Annotated in this window: 17 protein-coding genes; 8 read left to right on the forward strand and 9 right to left on the reverse strand. The window is 75.4% G+C overall.

The window, feature by feature from the left end:
- Nucleotides 1-55: 55 nt before the first annotated feature.
- Complete coding sequence (locus tag V9U69_RS02985) at nucleotides 56-907, reverse strand: SDR family oxidoreductase (RefSeq protein ID WP_337059813.1); 852 nt, start codon at nucleotides 905-907, stop codon at nucleotides 56-58.
- 81 nt (nucleotides 908-988) lie between these two features.
- Here V9U69_RS02985 and V9U69_RS02990 point away from each other — a divergent pair, with 81 nt between their 5' ends.
- From V9U69_RS02990 to V9U69_RS03005, 4 genes are read left to right on the forward strand one after another with little or no spacing between them, the layout of a single operon-like run.
- The gene (locus V9U69_RS02990; RefSeq protein WP_337059814.1) at nucleotides 989-2,725 is read left to right on the forward strand and encodes a metallophosphoesterase family protein; all 1,737 of its coding nucleotides are present in this window, start codon (nucleotides 989-991) and stop codon (nucleotides 2,723-2,725) included.
- Between the two features lie 57 nt (nucleotides 2,726-2,782).
- Nucleotides 2,783-3,016, forward strand: a complete 234-nt coding sequence (locus tag V9U69_RS02995) for a hypothetical protein (RefSeq protein ID WP_337059815.1) — start codon at nucleotides 2,783-2,785, stop codon at nucleotides 3,014-3,016.
- Nucleotides 3,017-3,075: 59 nt separating this feature from the next.
- Nucleotides 3,076-3,696 carry a DUF47 domain-containing protein gene (locus tag V9U69_RS03000; protein ID WP_337059816.1) on the forward strand — a complete coding sequence of 207 codons (621 nt, stop codon included), beginning with the start codon at nucleotides 3,076-3,078 and terminating at the stop codon, nucleotides 3,694-3,696.
- Nucleotides 3,697-3,701: 5 nt separating this feature from the next.
- Nucleotides 3,702-4,712 carry an inorganic phosphate transporter gene (locus V9U69_RS03005; protein ID WP_337059817.1) on the forward strand — a complete coding sequence of 337 codons (1,011 nt, stop codon included), beginning with the start codon at nucleotides 3,702-3,704 and terminating at the stop codon, nucleotides 4,710-4,712.
- 85 nt (nucleotides 4,713-4,797) lie between these two features.
- Here V9U69_RS03005 and pstB read toward each other — a convergent pair whose 3' ends face one another.
- The 8 genes from pstB to V9U69_RS03045 all read right to left on the reverse strand — a co-directional run bounded on the left by pstB (nucleotide 4,798) and on the right by V9U69_RS03045 (nucleotide 14,129).
- On the reverse strand, nucleotides 4,798-5,577 hold the full coding sequence (pstB, locus tag V9U69_RS03010) for a phosphate ABC transporter ATP-binding protein PstB (protein WP_337059818.1): 780 nt from the start codon (nucleotides 5,575-5,577) through the stop codon (nucleotides 4,798-4,800).
- Nucleotides 5,578-5,624: 47 nt separating this feature from the next.
- Nucleotides 5,625-6,707: a phosphate ABC transporter permease PstA gene (gene pstA / locus V9U69_RS03015; RefSeq protein ID WP_337059819.1), complete on the reverse strand. Its 1,083-nt coding sequence runs from the start codon at nucleotides 6,705-6,707 to the stop codon at nucleotides 5,625-5,627.
- Complete coding sequence (pstC, locus tag V9U69_RS03020; protein ID WP_442907563.1) at nucleotides 6,704-7,612, reverse strand: phosphate ABC transporter permease subunit PstC; 909 nt, start codon at nucleotides 7,610-7,612, stop codon at nucleotides 6,704-6,706. The genes pstA and pstC overlap by 4 nt, the downstream gene beginning before the upstream one ends.
- A 166-nt stretch (nucleotides 7,613-7,778) precedes the next feature.
- Entirely contained in the window at nucleotides 7,779-8,885 is a 1,107-nt protein-coding gene (gene pstS / locus V9U69_RS03025) for a phosphate ABC transporter substrate-binding protein PstS (RefSeq protein ID WP_337059821.1), read from the reverse strand.
- Nucleotides 8,886-9,140: 255 nt separating this feature from the next.
- On the reverse strand, nucleotides 9,141-10,106 hold the full coding sequence (locus V9U69_RS03030; protein ID WP_337059822.1) for an NUDIX hydrolase: 966 nt from the start codon (nucleotides 10,104-10,106) through the stop codon (nucleotides 9,141-9,143).
- Nucleotides 10,103-12,271 carry an RNA degradosome polyphosphate kinase gene (locus V9U69_RS03035; protein ID WP_337059823.1) on the reverse strand — a complete coding sequence of 723 codons (2,169 nt, stop codon included), beginning with the start codon at nucleotides 12,269-12,271 and terminating at the stop codon, nucleotides 10,103-10,105. Before V9U69_RS03035 ends, V9U69_RS03030 begins: the two co-directional genes overlap by 4 nt.
- A 98-nt stretch (nucleotides 12,272-12,369) precedes the next feature.
- On the reverse strand, nucleotides 12,370-13,317 hold the full coding sequence (mshD, locus tag V9U69_RS03040) for a mycothiol synthase (protein WP_337059824.1): 948 nt from the start codon (nucleotides 13,315-13,317) through the stop codon (nucleotides 12,370-12,372).
- Nucleotides 13,314-14,129 carry a winged helix-turn-helix transcriptional regulator gene (locus V9U69_RS03045; RefSeq protein ID WP_337059825.1) on the reverse strand — a complete coding sequence of 272 codons (816 nt, stop codon included), beginning with the start codon at nucleotides 14,127-14,129 and terminating at the stop codon, nucleotides 13,314-13,316. Before V9U69_RS03045 ends, mshD begins: the two co-directional genes overlap by 4 nt.
- A gap of 144 nt (nucleotides 14,130-14,273) precedes the next feature.
- On the opposite strand from V9U69_RS03045, the gene V9U69_RS03050 reads away from it, so the two are divergent.
- From V9U69_RS03050 to ygfZ, 4 genes are all read left to right on the forward strand, one after another.
- Nucleotides 14,274-15,056 carry a hypothetical protein gene (locus V9U69_RS03050; protein ID WP_337059826.1) on the forward strand — a complete coding sequence of 261 codons (783 nt, stop codon included), beginning with the start codon at nucleotides 14,274-14,276 and terminating at the stop codon, nucleotides 15,054-15,056.
- Nucleotides 15,057-15,247: 191 nt separating this feature from the next.
- Nucleotides 15,248-15,796 carry an FABP family protein gene (locus tag V9U69_RS03055; RefSeq protein WP_337059827.1) on the forward strand — a complete coding sequence of 183 codons (549 nt, stop codon included), beginning with the start codon at nucleotides 15,248-15,250 and terminating at the stop codon, nucleotides 15,794-15,796.
- A gap of 47 nt (nucleotides 15,797-15,843) precedes the next feature.
- Complete coding sequence (locus tag V9U69_RS03060; protein ID WP_442907564.1) at nucleotides 15,844-16,248, forward strand: Fur family transcriptional regulator; 405 nt, start codon at nucleotides 15,844-15,846, stop codon at nucleotides 16,246-16,248.
- Nucleotides 16,245-17,360 (forward strand): CAF17-like 4Fe-4S cluster assembly/insertion protein YgfZ, encoded by a 1,116-nt coding sequence (gene ygfZ, locus V9U69_RS03065; RefSeq protein ID WP_337059829.1) that lies wholly within the window; start codon nucleotides 16,245-16,247, stop codon nucleotides 17,358-17,360. Before V9U69_RS03060 ends, ygfZ begins: the two co-directional genes overlap by 4 nt.
- The last annotated feature ends 21 nt before the right edge of the window (nucleotides 17,361-17,381 follow it).

The raw sequence follows: 17,381 nt of genomic DNA on the forward strand, positions 1-17,381 counted from the left end.
GTTGCAACTTCCTTGATCACCGCGGGAGGAGGGCGGGGGAGGGGAGGGGGCGGGGTCAGGGGCGGCGCCAGTCGTCCGAGGTCAGGTGCGAACCGGCCATCGGGCCCATCTGCAGCATCCCGCCGTCCACCGCGTACGACGCGCCCGTCACGTACGAACCCTCCGGCGAGCACAGCAGCGCCACCACCGCCGCGATCTCCCGCGCGTCACCCGGCCGGCGCAGCGGCACCCCCGGGCGCTCCTCGGTGTGCGGGTCGGTGTCCTCCTGCCCGGTCATCGGGGTGGCGATCTCGCCCGGCGCGACCGCGTTGACGGTGATGCCGTGCTCGGCCAGCTCGATCGCCGCCGTGCGCGTCAGCAGGCCCAGACCGCCCTTGGCCGCGCAGTACGGCGCCGCCCCCACCCGCGGCTGGTGCTCGTGCACGCTCGTGATGTTGACGATCCGCCCCCCGCGCCCGGCGGCGACCATGCGCCGCGCCGCCCGCTGCAGGCACAGGAACGCCCCGTCCAGGTCGGTGGCCAGCACCTCGCGCCAGTCCTCGAAGGACAGCTCCAGCAGGGGCGTCGACGTGCCCGTGCCGGCGTCGTTGACCAGGACCTCCACCCCGCCCAGGGCCTCGGCCAGCTCGTCCACGACGTCCGCCTCCGCCGGCAGGTCCCGCAGGTCCAGGTGCCGCAGCTCGGCGCGCCGGCCCAGCGCCCGGACCTCCTCGGCGGTGCGCCGGCCCTGCTCCTCGTCGCGGAACCACGTCACCCCGACGTCGTGGCCGCGGCGGGCCAGCTCGACGGCGATCGCCCGCCCGATGCCGGACTCCGAGCCGGTGACGATCGCGGGTCCGGGGCGGCCGGCGGGCTCGCGGCTGCGCAGGTCCCGGAAGCTGCTCACGGGGGTGCTCTCCTCGCTCATGCCCTCCCCGTACCCACCGCGAACCTGTGGATGCGCCCGTGCGACCGGCGGGACGGCGCGGTCTGCGCGAGGATCCCCCCGATGGCTTCCGACGACAGCGCACCCGGCACCGAGCAGGGCGGTGCGCCCGGCACCGCCCCCGGCCCCCGGCCCGCCGCTCGGGGCGCCGTGCCAGCCCGCCCGCCGTGGTGGCGCCGCGGCAGGGTGCTGCGCGCGCTGCCGCCGGGCCCGCTGCGGGTGCTGGTGCGCCTGCTGAGCTGGCTGGGCGTGCTCCTGGTGGCGGCCGTCGGCGCCGGTGTCGGCTTCGCCCTGGCCCCCGGCTACGGCACCTGGGTGGGCCCGCTGGAGGTCCAGGTGCGGGTGCACCCCAGCCTGGAACCGGGCGTGGCAGTGGACCTGCCGCCCGTCGGCGAGATCACCTTCGACACCCACAGCGCCCCGGTGGAGGTGACCGCCCGCATCGAGGCCGTCGACCTGGACGCCGCCACCCGCCTGGTCAGCTCCCCGCAGCAGCTGCTGGCGCTGGAGCTGACCGCGGCCGACACCGTGCAGGCCGCGGCCGTGCGCGCCGTCGCCTACAGCGCCGCGTGCGGGACCGCCGGCGCCGTCCTCGCCGGGGCCGTCGTCTACCGGGCCCGCCGCCGGACCCTGCAGACCGGTGCCGCCTGCGTGGCGGCGCTGCTGGTGGTCGGGGGCGCCACCGCCGCCGGCTTCGAACCCCGCGCCCTGCAGCAGCCCCGCTTCACCGGTCTGCTCTCCCGCGCCCCCTACGTCGCCTCCAGCACCCAGGAGGCGCTGGAGCGCCTGGAGTCCTACCGCAGCGGCCTGTCCGACGTCGTGCGCAGCGTCAGCACCCTGTACGCCGTCAGCGGCAGCCTGCCCCTCCTCGGCGACGGGCAGCCCGGCGCCGGGGCCGGGGAGGACGTCACGACCGTCCTGCACGTCTCCGACCTGCACCTGAACCCCCTCGGGTTCGACCTCATCGAGGACCTCGTGGAGCAGTTCGGCGTGCAGGTCGTCGTCGACACCGGCGACATCACCACCCTGGGCACGGCGGTGGAGTCCTCGTTCCTGGACCGCATCGGCGCCCTGGACGTGCCGTACGTGTTCGTCCGCGGCAACCACGACTCCGCCCAGACCCAGCGGGACGTCGCCGCCCAGGAGGGGGCGATCGTGCTCGACGACGGGGAGACCGCGGAGGTCGCCGGGCTGCGCTTCGCCGGCAAGGGCGACCCCGTCTTCACCCCCGAGGGGGAGGGGTCGACCGCCGAGGGCGACGCCGAGCAGGTGCAGCGCCGCTCCAACGAGGTCCTCGCGGCCGGCATCGAGGAGTGGGAGTCCGGGCACGAGGAGGACCCCGTGGACGTCGCGCTGGTGCACGACCCCAGCGGTCTGGAGCCCCTGATGGGCCGGGTGCCGCTCGTGCTGGCCGGCCACCTGCACAAGCGCAGCATCACCCTGGACGACTCCGGCACCCGCGTCATGGTCGAGGGCACCACGGGCGGGGCCGGCATCACCTCGGCGGGGCTGGACCGCCTCGCGGACGGCTCCCCGCTGCCGCTGTCCGCCACCCTGCTCTACTTCGACGAGGACACCGACGAGCTGCTGGCCTACGACGAGGTCACCGTCGGCGGCCTCGGCCTGGCGGAGGTCAACCTCCAGCGCACCGTCCTCACCGACGCCGACCGCCCCGAGCTGGTCGAGCCCACCGCGGACCCGACCGTCGGCCCCACCGCGAGCCCCACCGCGAGCCCCACCGCGAGCCCCACCGCGAGCCCGGCCGCGGCGTCCGCGGCCCCGGCGGCCGCCGCGCCCTGAGCGGGCTGGGCCGATCGCCGCCGCCCGCCGCCCGGCGCGCGTACCGTGGGCACCACCATGACCCCCCACCTGGACCCCGAGCGCACCGCGCCCGTCCCCGCCTCAGGGCCCCTCGCCGACGACGCGCTCGCCGAGGAGATCGAGCTGTACGCGGACGTCGTCGTGGCCGCGTCCGAGAGTGACGGCCCGTTGGCGGAGAGCGAGCTGGACCGCGTCCTGGGTGTGGACGACCTCGCCGGGCCCGCCCGGGCGGGTGGCCTGGTCGTCGGCGACGGCGCACCCACCGCCTAGAGTCCGCTGCGGGTCGAGCGCCGTCGGCCCGGACCGAGCACACCGCAAGCGGAGACCCAGTGCGTTTTCGACTCACCCCCCGGGACGGGAGCTTCTTCGAGCTGCTCACCGGCATCGGCGAGATCCTCGTCGAGGCCACGGTCGTCCTCACCGAGTTCCTCGGCAGCGACCAGGTGCGGCGCGTCGAGCTCGCCCGCCGCATGGAGGAGATCGAGCACGCCGGGGACGAGGCCGCCCACGCGGTGCTGCGCCGGCTCCGCGACTCCTTCGTCACGCCCTTCGACCGCGAGGACATCCACCGGCTGGTGTCCCGCCTCGACGACTGCCTGGACCTGGTGCACGCGGCCGTGGACCTCGTCGTGATCTACCGGGTGGGGGAGCTCCCGCCCGCCGTGGGTGACCTCGTGCAGGTCATCGCCCGGCAGGCGGAGCTGACCTGCGAGGCGATGCCGCGCCTGCGCTCCCCGCGCGACCTGACCGACTACTGGGTGGAGATCAACCGCCTGGAGAACCAGGCCGACCAGATCCACCGCGGCCTGCTCGCCACCGTCTTCGGCGGGGAGCACGACGCGATCACGGTCGTGAAGCTCAAGGACGTCGTCGAGAAGCTCGAGGGCGTCGCGGACGCCTTCGAGGACGTCGCCGACGTGGTGGAGCTCATCGCCGTCAAGGAGTCCTGACCCCCGTGGAGCTCACCCTCCTGCTCGTCGCGGTCGTCGTGGTCGTGGCGCTCGTCTTCGACTTCACCAACGGCTTCCACGACGCCGCCAACGCCATCGCCACCTCGATCTCCACGCGCGCCCTGACGCCGCGGGTGGCCCTGGGCCTGGCCGCCCTGTGCAACTTCGTCGGCGCGTTCCTCGGCACCGGCGTCGCCGAGACCATCGGCGACGGCATCATCGACGTCGGAGTGGGCCCCGGCGCCCTGCGGCTCGTCCTCGTCGCGCTCGTCGCGGCGATCGCCTGGCAGCTGCTCACCTGGTGGTGGGGGATGCCCTCCTCCGCCTCCCACGCCCTCGTCGGCGCGCTCGCCGGGACGGGGCTGGTGACCGGCGCCGTCGTGCACTGGGACGTCGTGCTCGACATGGTGGTCGTGCCGATGGTCCTCTCCCCGCTGACCGGCTTCGTCCTGGCCTACCTGGTGATGCTCGGGGTCCTGTGGGCGTGCCGCCGCGCCGCACCGGGGCCCACGCACCGGCGCTTCCGGATGGCCCAGACCGTCTCGGCGTCCGCGATGGCCCTCGGCCACGGCCTGCAGGACGCGCAGAAGACCATGGGGGTGATCGTGCTGGCGCTGATCGCCGGGGGGTACCACTCCGACGAGGACTTCTCCGTCCCGATGTGGGTGCGCGTCGCCGCCGCGGTGGCCATCAGCGCCGGCACGTACGCGGGCGGGTGGCGCATCATCCGCACGCTCGGCCGGCGCCTCATCCAGCTCGACCCCGCGCGGGGCTTCACCGCCGAGGCGGTCTCCGCCGCGGTGCTGTACGTCGCGGCCCTGGGCTTCCACGCCCCGGTGTCCACGACGCAGGCGATCTCCTCGGCGATCACGGGGGTGGGGGTGACCCGCCGGGCGTCCGCCGTCCGCTGGGACGTCGTCCGCTCGATGCTGGCGGCGTGGGCGCTCACCCTGCCCGCCGCGGCCGCCCTCGCCGCGGGCCTCGCCCTGCTGCTGCGCGCGTTCTCACTGGCCTGAGCCGGCCCGGACGGGGCCCGCACGCACGAGCGCCCGGCCACGTCCGCGGACGCGACCGGGCGCTCGAGCGCACCGGGGTGGCCGGTCAGCCGAAGCGGCCGGAGATGTAGTCCTCGGTCGCCTTCTGCGACGGGTTGGAGAAGATCGTCGAGGTGCTGTCGATCTCCACGAGCTTGCCGGGCTTGCCGATGCCGGCCAGGTTGAAGAAGCCGGTCTGGTCGGACACGCGGGCGGCCTGCTGCATGTTGTGGGTCACGATCACGATCGTGTACTCGTTCTTCAGCTCCCCGATGAGGTCCTCCACCGCGAGGGTGGAGATCGGGTCCAGGGCCGAGCAGGGCTCGTCCATCAGCAGCACCGACGGCCGGATCGCGATGGCCCGGGCGATGCACAGGCGCTGCTGCTGCCCGCCGGACAGGCCCATGCCGGGCTTGTCGAGGCGGTCCTTGACCTCGTTCCACAGGTTCGCGCCGCGCAGCGAGGACTCCACGAGCTCGTCCATGTCGCTCTTCTTCATGCGCTTGGCGTTCAGGCGCACGCCGGCGGCGACGTTCTCGTAGATCGACATCGTCGGGAACGGGTTCGGGCGCTGGAACACCATGCCGATGTGCTGGCGCACCGACACCGGGTCCACGTCCTTGTCGTAGAGGTCCTGGCCGTCCATGACGACCTTGCCCTCCACGCGCGCGCCGGGGATCACCTCGTGCATGCGGTTCAGCGAGCGCAGGAAGGTGGACTTCCCGCAGCCGGAGGGACCGATGAGCGCGGTCACGGCCCGCGGCTCGATGGTCATGTTGACGCCCTCGACGGCGAGGAAGTCGCCGTAGTAGATGTTCAGGTCGCTCACGTCGATGAGCTTGGCCACGTCGGCTCCTTGGTCGATCTCGTTCGGGGTGCGCCGGCGGGAGCCGCTCAGCGACCGGCCTTGGGGGAGAAGAAGCGGGAGATCAGGCGCGCCACCAGGTTCAGCGCCATCACCAGGATGATGAGCACCAGCGCGGCCGTCCAGGCCCGGTCGATGCCCGGCTGCGGCGGGACGCCGGGCTGCGTGTAGCTGTAGTACGCGTACACCGGCAGGGTCGCCATGCGGCCGTCGAACGGGTTGAAGTTCGTCGCGACCGTCGTGCCCACGGTCACCAGCAGCGGGGCGGTCTCGCCGGCCACGCGGGCCACGGCCAGGGTGATGCCGGTGGCGATGCCGGAGACGCTGGTGCGCAGCACCACCTTGATGATCGTGCGCCACTTCGGCACGCCGAGGGCGTAGGCGGCCTCGCGCAGGTCGTTGGGGACCAGCTTGAGCATCTCCTCGGTGGAGCGGACCACGACCGGGATCATCAGCACGGACAGGGCGATGGACCCCATGATGCCCAGCTTCGTGCCCGGCCCGACGAGGATCACGAACAGGGCCGCGACGAACAGGCCGGCGACGATCGAGGGGATGCCCGTCATGACGTCGACGAGGAAGGTGATGGCGCGCGCCAGGGTGGACTTCCCGCCGTACTCCACGAGGTAGACGGCCGTCAGCAGGCCGACCGGGACGGAGATCAGCGTGGCCACCGCGGTGACGATGATCGTGCCCCAGATGGCGTGCAGCCCGCCGCCGCCCTCGCCCACGACGCCCTGCATCGACCAGGTGAAGAAGGTGGCGTCGAAGCGGGCGGCGCCGTTGGACACGACCGTCCAGACGACGGAGACCAGCGGCACCATCGCCAGCAGGAACGCGATCGTCACCAGGGCGGTGACGACGCGGTCCTTGGCCTTGCGGGGCCCCTCCTTGGCGCGGGAGACGGCACCGGTGAGCACCAGGTGCACGATCGCGGTGAGGACGGCGACGGCGGCGATCGAGGTGCCGCCGGGCAGGAGCACCGCGGCGGCGACCACGACGGAGGCGGCCAGCAGCGCCCACGGCGTCCAGCCCGGCAGCGAGGCCTTCGTCAGCGGCTGGTCGACGGCGCTCAGCACCTCGCGGGGGGACTTGCCGGTCGTGGTGGTCATGCCTTGGCTCCGGAGCGCGAGACGATCCAGCGGGCGGCGAAGTTCACCAGGAAGGTGATGACGAACAGGGCCAGGCCGCTGGCGATGAGGGTGTTCGTGGTCAGGCCCGAGGACTCGGGGAAGGCCAGTGCGATGTTCGCCGCGATCGTCAGCGGGTTGGCGGCGCCGATGAGGTCGAACGTGATGATCCGCGCGCCGGAGAGCACCAGCGCCACGGCCATCGTCTCGCCGAGCGCGCGGCCCAGGCCGAGCATCGCGGCGCTGACCACGCCGGAGCGGCCGTAGGGGATGACCGCGTACTTGATCATCTCCCAGCGGGTGGCGCCCAGGGCCAGGGCGGCCTCCTCGTGCAGCCGCGGCGTCTGCAGGAAGACGTCGCGCGACAGGGCGGTGATGATGGGCAGGATCATGACGGCCAGCACCAGGCCGGCGGTGAGCATGGTGCGGCCCGAGGGCAGCGCCGGCCCCTCGAAGAAGGGCAGGAAGCCCAGGTTGCGCTCCAGCCACTGGTAGATCGGCACCAGCCAGCCGGCCAGCACGACGGCGCCCCAGATGCCGTACACGATGCTGGGCACGGCGGCGAGCAGGTCGACGAGGTAGCCCAGGGTCTGCGCGGCGCGGCGCGGGGCGAAGTGCGAGATGAACAGGCCGATGCCCACGGCGATCGGCGTGGCGACCAGCAGCGCGATGACGGCGGCCAGGACGGTGCCGAACAGCAGCGGCCACACGTACAGGGCGACGCTCTCGCCCTCGGGCAGGTCCTCCGGGGAGGCGGTCAGGGCGGGGATCGACTGACCGACGAGGAACGCCGCGACGCCCGCCAGGACGAGCAGGATCAGCACGCCCGCCGCCGTGGAGGTGCCCTTGAAGACGGCGTCGCCCCTGCGGGTCGTGCCGGTGGCGATGCTGCCTCTGCCGCCCGGTCCGGGCTCTCGGGTCGGCTGCTGGATCGGGGTGCTCACCCGGGGGTCCTCCTGGTGGGGGGCGGCGCGCGGTGCGGACCGCGCCTGGTGCGGTCAGGGGCGGACGGCCGTGGTGGCCGTCCGCCCCTGTGCGGATCGAGGATCTGGCTCAGGCGCCGATCATGTCGAGCGACGTGGTGATGTCCTCGCGCAGCTGGTCGGAGATGGGGGCGGACCCGGCGCGCTCGGCCGCGACCTGCTGACCCTCCTCGCTGGTGACGTAGGTCAGGTAGGACTTGACGAGCTCGCCCTGGGTGGCGTCCTCGTACGCGGTGCAGGCGATCGCGTAGGAGACGATGTACAGCGGGTAGGCGCCGTCCGCGCTGGTGGTGCGGTCGATCTCGATGGCGATGTCGCCCTCGGGGCGGCCCTCGACGCGGCTGGAGGTGTCCAGCGCGGTGGCGACGGCCTCGGCGCTGGGGGCGACCCAGCTCTCGCCGACCTTCAGGGCGGCGGCCTGCAGGTCGCTGGCGGCGACCTGGCTCTCGTCGGCGTAGCCGATGGAGCCCTCGCCGGCGCCGATGGCCTGCACCACGCCGGAGGTGCCCTGGGCGGCCTCGCCGCCCTGCAGCGGCCACTCGCCGTCGGGCTCGGCGGTCCACGCCTCGGGGGCCGTGGCGTGCAGGTAGTCGGTGAAGTTCTCGGTGGTGCCCGAGTCGTCGGAGCGGTGCACCGGGTTGATGCGCGTGTCCGGCAGGGTCACGCCCGGGTTGTCCGCGGCGATCGCCGGGTCGTTCCAGGTGGTGATGGTGCCGTTGAAGACGTTCGCCAGGGTGGTGGGCGACAGCTGCAGGTTGTCCACGCCGGGCAGGTTGTACGCCACGGCGATGGGGGAGACGTAGACCGGCAGGTCGATGGCGTTGCCGCCGGCGCAGCGCTCCTCGGAGGCGGCCAGCTCCTCCTCGTCCAGGTAGGCGTCGGAGCCGGCGAACGGCACGCCGCCGTTGAGGAACTGCTCGCGGCCCGCGCCGGAGCCGACCGGGTCGTAGTTCACCGTGACGTCGGGGTTCTCGGCGTTGAAGCCGGCGGCCCAGGCCTGCTGCGCGGCGGTCTGGGTGCTGGCGCCGGCGCCGGCGATGCTGCCGCTGAGCTCCGAGGCGCTCGATCCGGCGTCGGCCTCGCTGGTGGTCGTCTCGTTCTCGCCGCTGCAGGCGACGAGGCCCAGGGTGAGGGCGAGGGCGGCCGGGACGGCGGCGCGGAAGGTCCTGCGGTTCACGGATGAGGCTCGCTTTCGCTCGACGGGCGGGCGCGGAGCAGCGCCGGCCGGATCTGACGTGCGAGGACGGTAAGCAGCCGAGGTGACGTGATACCCGGACGGTGGTGAACGACGGGTTAACCGGGGACGGCGTGATCGGGTCGAGTTCGGGGACTGGGGCCGACGTCCAGGTGAACGGGTGAGCGTTGGAGCAGACCGTGACCGAGGACCCACGGGCGGTGCGCACCTGCTGCTGCGGGCGCGCACCGCCCGCGTTCAGCGGCCCACCGCGGGGGCGTGCCGCTCCACGGCGACCACGCGCGCTTCGGCGCCCCGCCCCGCCACGTGCGCGACGACGAACTCCCCCTTGGCGAGCTTGCGCCGCAGCAGCGCCCGCTCGCCGTCCCCGGCCAGCGCGGCGAGCCGTTCCTGCAGCACCGGCAGCACCGGCCGGTGCGAGCAGAGCACCGCCCCCCGGCCCGAGGCCAGCGCCCCGTCCAGCACGGCACCCACCCCCGCCGGGTCCGCCTCGAAGCCGCCCTCGCTCAGGGCCTCCTCCTCGTGGAGCCGCCACGAGGCGGTGTCGGCGGCCGGCAGCAGCGTCTGCACGCACCGCGCCCACGGCGACGTCACGGCCTCGCGCACGTCGAAGCAGCTCAGCAGCGGCACCAGGGCGCGCGCCTGCTCGTGCCCGCGCTCCAGCAGCGGGCGCTCGGCGTCCTGCGCCCCCCGCCAGCGCTGGCGCGCGACGGCCTTGCCGTGCCGCAGCAGCAGCACCGGCCACGTGCGCACCTTCGCCGCCGCCAGGGCGGCGTCCAGCACGCGCACGTCGTGCGGGTACGTCAGCAGCTCCCGGGCCTGCTCCGCCGAGCACCAGCGGACCTCGTCGACCTCGTCCGGCGACGGCGTGCCCGCCGCCTCCCCGGGGGCGGTGAACGCCAGCCAGTAGCGCACCCGCTTGCGCCGGCCGCCCTCGACGCGGTACCGCAGCTCCGGCAGCGGCCGCGTCAGCAGCACCCGGCAGCCGGTCTCCTCCAGCGTCTCGCGCACCGCGGCCACCGCGTGCGGCTCGCCCTCCTCCAGCTTCCCCTTGGGCCAGGACCAGTCGCGGCCGTGGCGCGGCGTGGCCGGGCGGTGCACCAGCAGCACCTGCGGCTCACCGCCCCGGCCGCGGCGCACCACCACGCAGCCGGCCGCCTCGACGGTCGCCGGCGCTCCGGCGCCGGCAGCGGCCGCCGTCACCGGCGTCGCGGGGACGGCCGGCGTCCGGGACGGGTCGCGATGATGTGCTCCTGCAGGTCCGTCAGGGCCCGGCCGTCGGCGTCCAGGTGGTGCCGCGTCCACGTCCCGTCGGCGTCCAGGTGCCACGAGGCCGTCGAGTCGCTCATGCACTCGTCCAGCAGCAGCGAGACCTCCCGCACGTGCCGCGGGTCCGTCAGGCGCACCACGGCCTCCACCCGGCGGTCCAGGTTGCGGTGCATCATGTCCGCGCTGCCGATCATCACCACCGGGTCGCCGCCCGAGGCGAACCAGAAGACGCGGCTGTGCTCCAGGAAGCGGCCCAGGATGCTGCGCACCCGGATGTTCTCGCTCAGCCCCGGCACGCCCGGCTTCAGCGCGCAGATGCCGCGCACCACCACGTCCACCGGCACGCCCGCCCTCGAGGCGCGGTACAGCGCGTCGATGACCGCCTCGTCGACGATGGAGTTCACCTTGATCCGCACACCCGACGGCAGGCCCTGGCGGTGGTTGTCGATCTCGCGGTCCACGCGGTCGATCAGGCCCGTGCGCAGCGAGCGCGGCGCCACCAGCAGCCGCTTGTAGGCGGTCTTCGGCGCGTACCCCGACAGCTGGTTGAACAGCCGCGTCAGGTCCTCGCCGACCTGCGGGTCGTCCGTCAGCAGACCCATGTCCTCGTAGAGGCGGGCCGTCTTGGGGTTGTAGTTGCCGGTGCCGACGTGGCAGTAGCGGCGCAGCCCGCCGGCCTCCTGGCGCACCACCAGGCTCAGCTTCGCGTGCGTCTTCAGGCCCACCAGGCCGTACACGACGTGCACGCCCGCCTGCTCCAGCTTGCGCGCCCACGTGATGTTCGCCTGCTCGTCGAAGCGCGCCTTGATCTCCACCAGGGCCAGCACCTGCTTGCCGGCCTCCGCGGCGTCGATGAGGGCGTCGACGATGGGGGAGTCGCCGGAGGTGCGGTACAGGGTCTGCTTGATGGCCAGCACGCGCGGGTCGGCCGCCGCCTGCTCCAGGAACGCCTGCACGCTCGTGGAGAACGAGTCGTACGGGTGGTGCAGCAGCACGTCGCGGTTGCGGATCGCGCCGAACACGTCCGACGGCTTGGCGGTCTCCGCGCCGTCGGTGAGGTCGCGGTGCGTGCGGGCGACGAACTTCGGGTACTTCAGCTCCGGGCGGTCGATGTCGGCGATGTCGCCCAGGCCGCGCAGGTCCAGCGGCTCGGGCAGCTCGTACACCTCCTGCTCCGCCACCCCCAGCTCGCGCACCAGCAGGTCGCGCACCGTGGGGTCGATGTCCGAGGCCACCTCCAGGCGCACCGGCGGACCGAAGCGGCGCCGCAGCAGCTCCTTCTCCAGGGCCTGCAGCAGGTTCTCCGCGTCGTCCTCCTCGACCTCGAGGTCCTCGTTGCGGGTGACGCGGAAGGTGTGGTGCTGCACGACCTCCATGCCGGGGAAGAGCTGGTCCAGGTGGGTGGCGATGACGTCCTCCAGCGGAACGAAGCGCGCCGAGCGCCCGTCCTCCCCGTCCGCCTGGGCCACCGCCACGAACCGCGGCAGCAGCGGCGGCACCTTCACCCGCGCGAAGTGCTCCTTGTCGGTGGTGGGGTTGCGCACCACCACCGCCAGGTTCAGCGACAGGCCCGAGATGTAGGGGAACGGGTGCGCCGGGTCCACCGCCAGCGGTGTCAGCACCGGGAACACCTGGTCGCGGAAGAACCCGTGCAGGCGCACCTGCTCGTTCGCCGACAGGTCGTCCCAGCGGACGATGGTGATGCCCGCCTCGGCCAGCGCCGGGCGCACGCCCTCCAGGAACGCGTTCGCGTGCCGCTCGGTCAGCTCGTGCGCGCGCACGGCGATCGCGTCGAGCACCTCGCGCGGCTCCAGGCCGCTGGCGGCGGTGACGGCCAGGCCGGTGGCGATGCGGCGCTTCAGGCCCGCCACCCGGACCATGAAGAACTCGTCGAGGTTGTTCGCGAAGATCGACAGGAACCGGGCCCGCTCCAGCAGGTGGGTGCGCGGGTCCTCCGCCATCTCCAGCACGCGCTCGTTGAACGCCAGCCAGGACAGCTCGCGGTCGGCGAAGCGGTCCTGGGGCAGCTCCACCGGCTCGTCGGTGCGGGGGATCGCGGGCAGCGGGGCGGCAGAACCGGCCCGGGTCGTCGCCGTCATGGGGTTCATCCTGCCACCGGGAGCGCGCGGACCCCGTCCGGGCGAGGTGCCCGCACGCCGCGCGCTCGGCGCTCGCACGGCGGGGGCCCCGCCGGGGTTCAGGACCCCGGCGCGCTCGCGTACTGCACGTCCACCGCGGCCCGGGCGAAGCCCAGCGCCTCGTACAGCCGCACCGCGGGGACGTTGTCGCCGTCCACGTACAGCTCCACCTCGCTCGGCGCGCCCGGCACCGCCACCGCGCGCAGCCCCCGCACCAGCAGCGCCCGGCCCAGGCCGCGCCCCGCCGCGGCCGGGTGCACCCCCAGCACGTACAGCTCCGAGACGTGCGGCTGCACCTTCATCCAGCAGAACCCGAGCAGCTCCCGCGGCCCCTGCGCCAGGAGGAGGACCGACGGGTCGAACCACTCCTCCTCCTCGCGCAGCCGCAGGTCCTCCACGCTCCAGCGGCCCTGCTCGGGGTGCTGCGCGAACGCCGCCGCGTTCAGGGCCGTCCACGCCTCCTCGTCGGTGCCCGGGACGAACGGGCGCACCCGCACCCCGGCCGGCAGGGCCGGCTCGGCGAGCTCCGCCAGCCCGGCGGTGGCGCGCTGCATGCGCAGCAGCTCGCGCACGCGCTGCCACCCCGCCCCCGCGGCCAGCGACGCGGCGGCGGGGGAGTCCCCGTGCGCCCACAGCAGCGCGCGCCGGCCCGCGGCCAGCTCGCCCACCCGCTCCAGCAGGGTTCGCCCGTGCCCGCGCCGGCGCGCCGACGGGTGCACCAGCAGCTCGCCCGCCAGCTCATCGCCGGCCACGGCCAGCTGCGCGTACCCCACCAGCGCCGACTCCCCGGGCGCCTCCCCGGACGTCCCGCCCGCCGGGTCACGCAGCAGCAGGTGCCGCACGCCGTCACCGCCCGTGCGCAGCCGCAGCAGCGCGTCCTCGCTCACCGCGTCCGTGCCGTCCGCCGCCGAGGCCGCGGCGGCCAGCCGCTCCACCTCCGCGCGCACCGCCGGAGCCACCGGGCCGTCCACGACCTCGGGCCGGCGGGCGCCCGCCTCGCCGCTCACCGCGGCCGCGGGGCGCTGCGCAGCGGCCGGGGCAGCGCGCCGACGGCCCCCTCGGTCCCGCCGCCCACCGGGCCGCCGCCCGGCGGCTCCTCGCCCAGCGCGTCACCGGCCGGTGCGTCCGCCCCCTCGCGGCCGCTGGAGACGAACCGGTACCCCACGTTGCGGACCGTGCCGATGGCGCCCTCGTGCTCGGCGCCCAGCTTCGCCCTCAGGCGCCGCACGTGGACGTCCACGGTGCGGGTGCCCCCGAAGTAGTCGTAGCCCCACACCTCCTGCAGCAGCTGGGCGCGCGTGAACACCCGGCCGGGGTGCTGGGCGAGGTGCTTCAGCAGCTCGAACTCCTTGTACGTCAGGTCCAGCTGGCGCCCGCGCACCCGCGCGGAGTAGGCCGTCTCGTCGATGACGACGTCCCCGGCGCGGATCTCCCCGGCGTCCCCGTCCGGCACCTCGGCCGCGCTGCCGCGCGTTCGCCCGGCCGCCAGCCGCAGCCGCGCGTCCAGCTCGGCCGGCCCGCAGGTGTCCAGCAGGACGTCGTCGGCGCCCCAGTCCGCGGCGACCGCGGCCATGCCGCCCTCGGTCAGCACCAGCAGCAGGGGTTGCGACAGCCCGGTGGTGCGCAGCAGCCGGCACAGCGAGCGGGCGGCGGCCAGCTCGCGGCGCCCGTCGACCAGCACCGCGTCCGACGGGGGCCCGTCCACCAGCACCGACGCCTCCGCCGGCAGCACGCGGACGCTGTGCGGGAGCAGCCCCAGCGCCGGCAGCACCTCCGTGGAGGGCGTCAGCGCGTTCGTCAGCACGAGGATCTGGGCCACCCGGTCTCCCGCCCTCCGTCCGTCCGGAGCGGACGCCCGGGGGCGCTCCGCCGAGCGGGCAGCTTACCCGCGGCCACCCCGTCCCGGGGTGCGCACCGCCGCCCGCGCGGGCCGCCCCGGCGCGGCGTGCGGGAGGATCGCGGGGTGACTCCCTCCGCGACGGCGACGACCACGCTCGCCCTGGCCGCCCTCGTCGCGCTGGCCGCCTTCGCCGGGCCGGTCGTGCTCGCCCTCGCCGTGGTCCTGGTCAGCGCGCTGCTCGCCGCCGGGTGGCCCGAGCTGCTGGGCCTGCCCTCCCCGCGCGGCACGACCTCGGTCGTGGCCCTGACGGGCCTGGTCGCCGCGGCCGCGACCGCGGTGGCCGTCATGGCCGGCCGGGAGGCTGTGGGGGCCGGGCCGCCGGCCGTGCTGCCCGCCGTGGCGGCCCTGTCCCTCCTGGGGGCCTTCGTCCACCAGCTGGCCCGCCGCGACGGGCGGCCCCGGCTCGTCGAGTCCGTCACCGCCGCCGTGACCGGGCAGGCCCTGGTGGTCCTGGCCGCCTGCTGGGTCGCCGTGCCCGCCACGTACGCGGGCGCCCCGCTGGCGCCGGTGATCCTCGCCGCCGTCGCCGTCGCCGCCGCCGTGTGCGCCACCGGCTGGCCGCTGCGCGTCGCCGGCCCGGTCGCGGTGCTCACGGGCGCGCTGACCGGCTGGCTGGCCGGCTCGGCGACCGTGGCCCTGGGCGGCGCCGGGGTCCTGCCGCCGGCCCGCTGGGCGCTGGCGGGCGTCGTCGCCGGTGCGGGAGCGGGCCTGGCGGTCGCCGCCTGGCGGGCGCACTCCGCGCGCCTGCCCACCGCCGGCGGCCTGCCCGCCGCCTTCGCGGTCGCCGCCGCGCCGGTGGCGCTCGCCGGCGGCGGCGCCTACCTGGTGGGGCGCCTGCTGCTGTGAGGCGGCGCCGTCGCGGGCCCCGACGTGAGGCCGCCCACGTCCGCGGCCCCGGCGGGCGGGGCGCGGGTTAGGCTCGCGGCGTGCACGCGCTCGAAGTCTTCTTCCTCGTCCTGCTGATCGTGGTCAGCATCGTGATCGCGTGGTTCGCCGGCTTCGTGGTGTACCGCCTCTTCAAGGGACAGCGCTGAGCCGTGGCCGGAGCACCCGTGCCCCTGCGCACCGACACCCCGCTGCCCCTGGTCCCGCTGTCCTGGCTCCTGGGCCGCTGGGAGGGCGCCGGCGTCCTCGGCCACCCCGCGCGCGGTGAGGACGCGCGCTTCGGGCAGGTCGTGGAGTTCACGCACGACGGCCGCGACTTCCTGAGCTACACCTCCACCACCTGGGCCCTCGACGAGGCGGGCAGCACCACCGACCCCCTCGACGTCGAGACCGGCTACTGGCGCCCGCGGCCGCTGGACCCGGCCGCCCCCGCGCCCGCCGACGGCCCGCGCCCGGTCGACCTCGAGGTCGTGCTGGCCCACCCGACGGGTGTCGTGGAGGTCCTCGTCGGCAAGGCCACCGGCCCGCGCATCGACCTGTCCACCGACGTGGTCGCCCGCACCACCACCGCCCACGAGTACACCGCCGCCACGCGGATGTACGGGCTCGTGGAGGGCGACCTGCTGTGGGCGCTGGACGTCGCCCTCGGCGGTCACCCGATGCGCAGCTACGCGTCGGCGCGGCTGAAGCGGGTGTCCTGACGCCCGCCGCACCGGCCCCGCTCGGCGAGGCCCTGCACGCGCGGGGGCTGCGCCGCACGCCCCAGCGCGAGCGCGTCCTGTCGTCCGTGCGCCGCCTGGGCCACGCCACGCCCGAGGAGGTGCTGGCGGACCTGCGCGCCGACGGCGCCGCCCCCGCCGTGGACGCCTCCACGGTCTACCGCGCGCTGGCCCTGCTGGAGGAGCTGGGCCTGGTGGCCCGCACCGCGCTGGACCGGCGCGCCGACACCTTCCACGCCGTCGAGCACGGCGGGCACCTGCACCTGGTGTGCGACGGGTGCGGCGCCGTCACCGAGGCCCCGGCCGACGCGGCCGCCGAGCTGGCCGCCGACCTGCGCCGGCGCACGGGCTTCACCGCCGACGTCGCGCACCTTGCGCTGCGCGGGCGCTGCGCCGCCTGCCGCCCCACCCCCGACCCGCGGGAGGAACCGTGAGCACCCCGACCACCGCGAGTCCCGCCACCGCCCCGGCGTGGCGCTCGCCGCTGCTGGACCTGCCCGGCGCCGTCGCCGCGGAGGGCGCCGACGCGGGCACCGCCTGGCACTACGGCGACCCGGTGGCCGAGCAGCGCGCCCTCGTGCGCGGCGAGGCCGTCGTGGACCTGTCGCACCGCGGCGTGGTGCGCGTCAGCGGCCCGGACCGGCTCAGCTGGCTGCACAGCACCACCAGCCAGGCCCTGACCGGCCTGCCGGCCGGCACCAGCACCGAGAGCCTGGTGCTCAGCCCCACCGGCCGGATCGAGCACGACCTGCACCTGCTCGACGACGGCGAGGCCACCTGGATCACGGTGGAGGCCGCCGAGCGGGAGCCTCTGGTGGCGTGGCTGCTGAAGATGCGCTTCGCGCTGCGCGTGGAGGTCGAGGACGTCACCGCGCAGTGGGCCGTGCTGGGCGAGCCGAGCCGGGAGCCCGGCGACGGCGGCGGACCGGTGTGGGTGGACCCCTGGCCCGGGCCCGTCCCGGCGAACGAGGGCGGCGCGGCCGACACCGCCAGCTACGCGGCCGTGCCCACCCCGCTGCACCCGGGTGCCGAGCGCCCCTGGCGCGAGGTGCTCGTGCCGCGCGCCGAGCTGGCGGCCCGGGTGGCGGGGCGGCGCCCGGCGGGCAGCTGGGCGGCCGAGGCGCTGCGCGTGGAGGCGTGGCGGCCGCGCCTGGGCCTGGAGACCGACGAGCGCTCCATCCCGCACGAGCTGGACTGGCTGCGCACGGCCGTGCACCTGCACAAGGGCTGCTACCGCGGCCAGGAGACCGTCGCCAAGGTGCACAACCTGGGCCGGCCCCCGCGCCGGCTGGTGCTGCTGCACCTGGACGGCTCCTCCCACGACCTGCCCGCCCGCGGTGACGACGTCGTCCTCGCCGGCGGCCCGGAGCGCGCCGTGGGCCGCGTGACGACGGCCGCGCGCCACCACGAGCTGGGCCCGGTCGCCCTGGCGGTGCTCAAGCGCTCCGTGCCGGTGGACGCGCCGCTGTTCGCGGTGGCCGGCTCGGCCGCGGGGGAGCAGCGCCGCCCGCTGGCCGCCGCGCAGGAGGTCGTGGTCGCCCCCTGACGCCGGGCGGGGGCCTATCCT

It is taken from the genome of Kineococcus sp. G2, from assembly GCF_037154035.1.
Classification (GTDB): Bacteria; Actinomycetota; Actinomycetes; order Actinomycetales; family Kineococcaceae; genus Kineococcus.

What these genes read in the sequence shown, in the direction of transcription:
- V9U69_RS03035 (WP_337059823.1), bottom strand. Translation starts at nt 12,271, where the DNA reads ATGACGGCGACGACCCGGGCCGGTTCTGCCGCCCCGCTGCCCGCGATC.
- V9U69_RS02990 (WP_337059814.1), top strand. Translation starts at nt 989, where the DNA reads ATGGCTTCCGACGACAGCGCACCCGGCACCGAGCAGGGCGGTGCGCCC.
- V9U69_RS02985 (WP_337059813.1), bottom strand. Translation starts at nt 907, where the DNA reads ATGAGCGAGGAGAGCACCCCCGTGAGCAGCTTCCGGGACCTGCGCAGC.
- V9U69_RS02995 (WP_337059815.1), top strand. Translation starts at nt 2,783, where the DNA reads ATGACCCCCCACCTGGACCCCGAGCGCACCGCGCCCGTCCCCGCCTCA.
- pstA (WP_337059819.1), bottom strand. Translation starts at nt 6,707, where the DNA reads ATGACCACCACGACCGGCAAGTCCCCCCGCGAGGTGCTGAGCGCCGTC.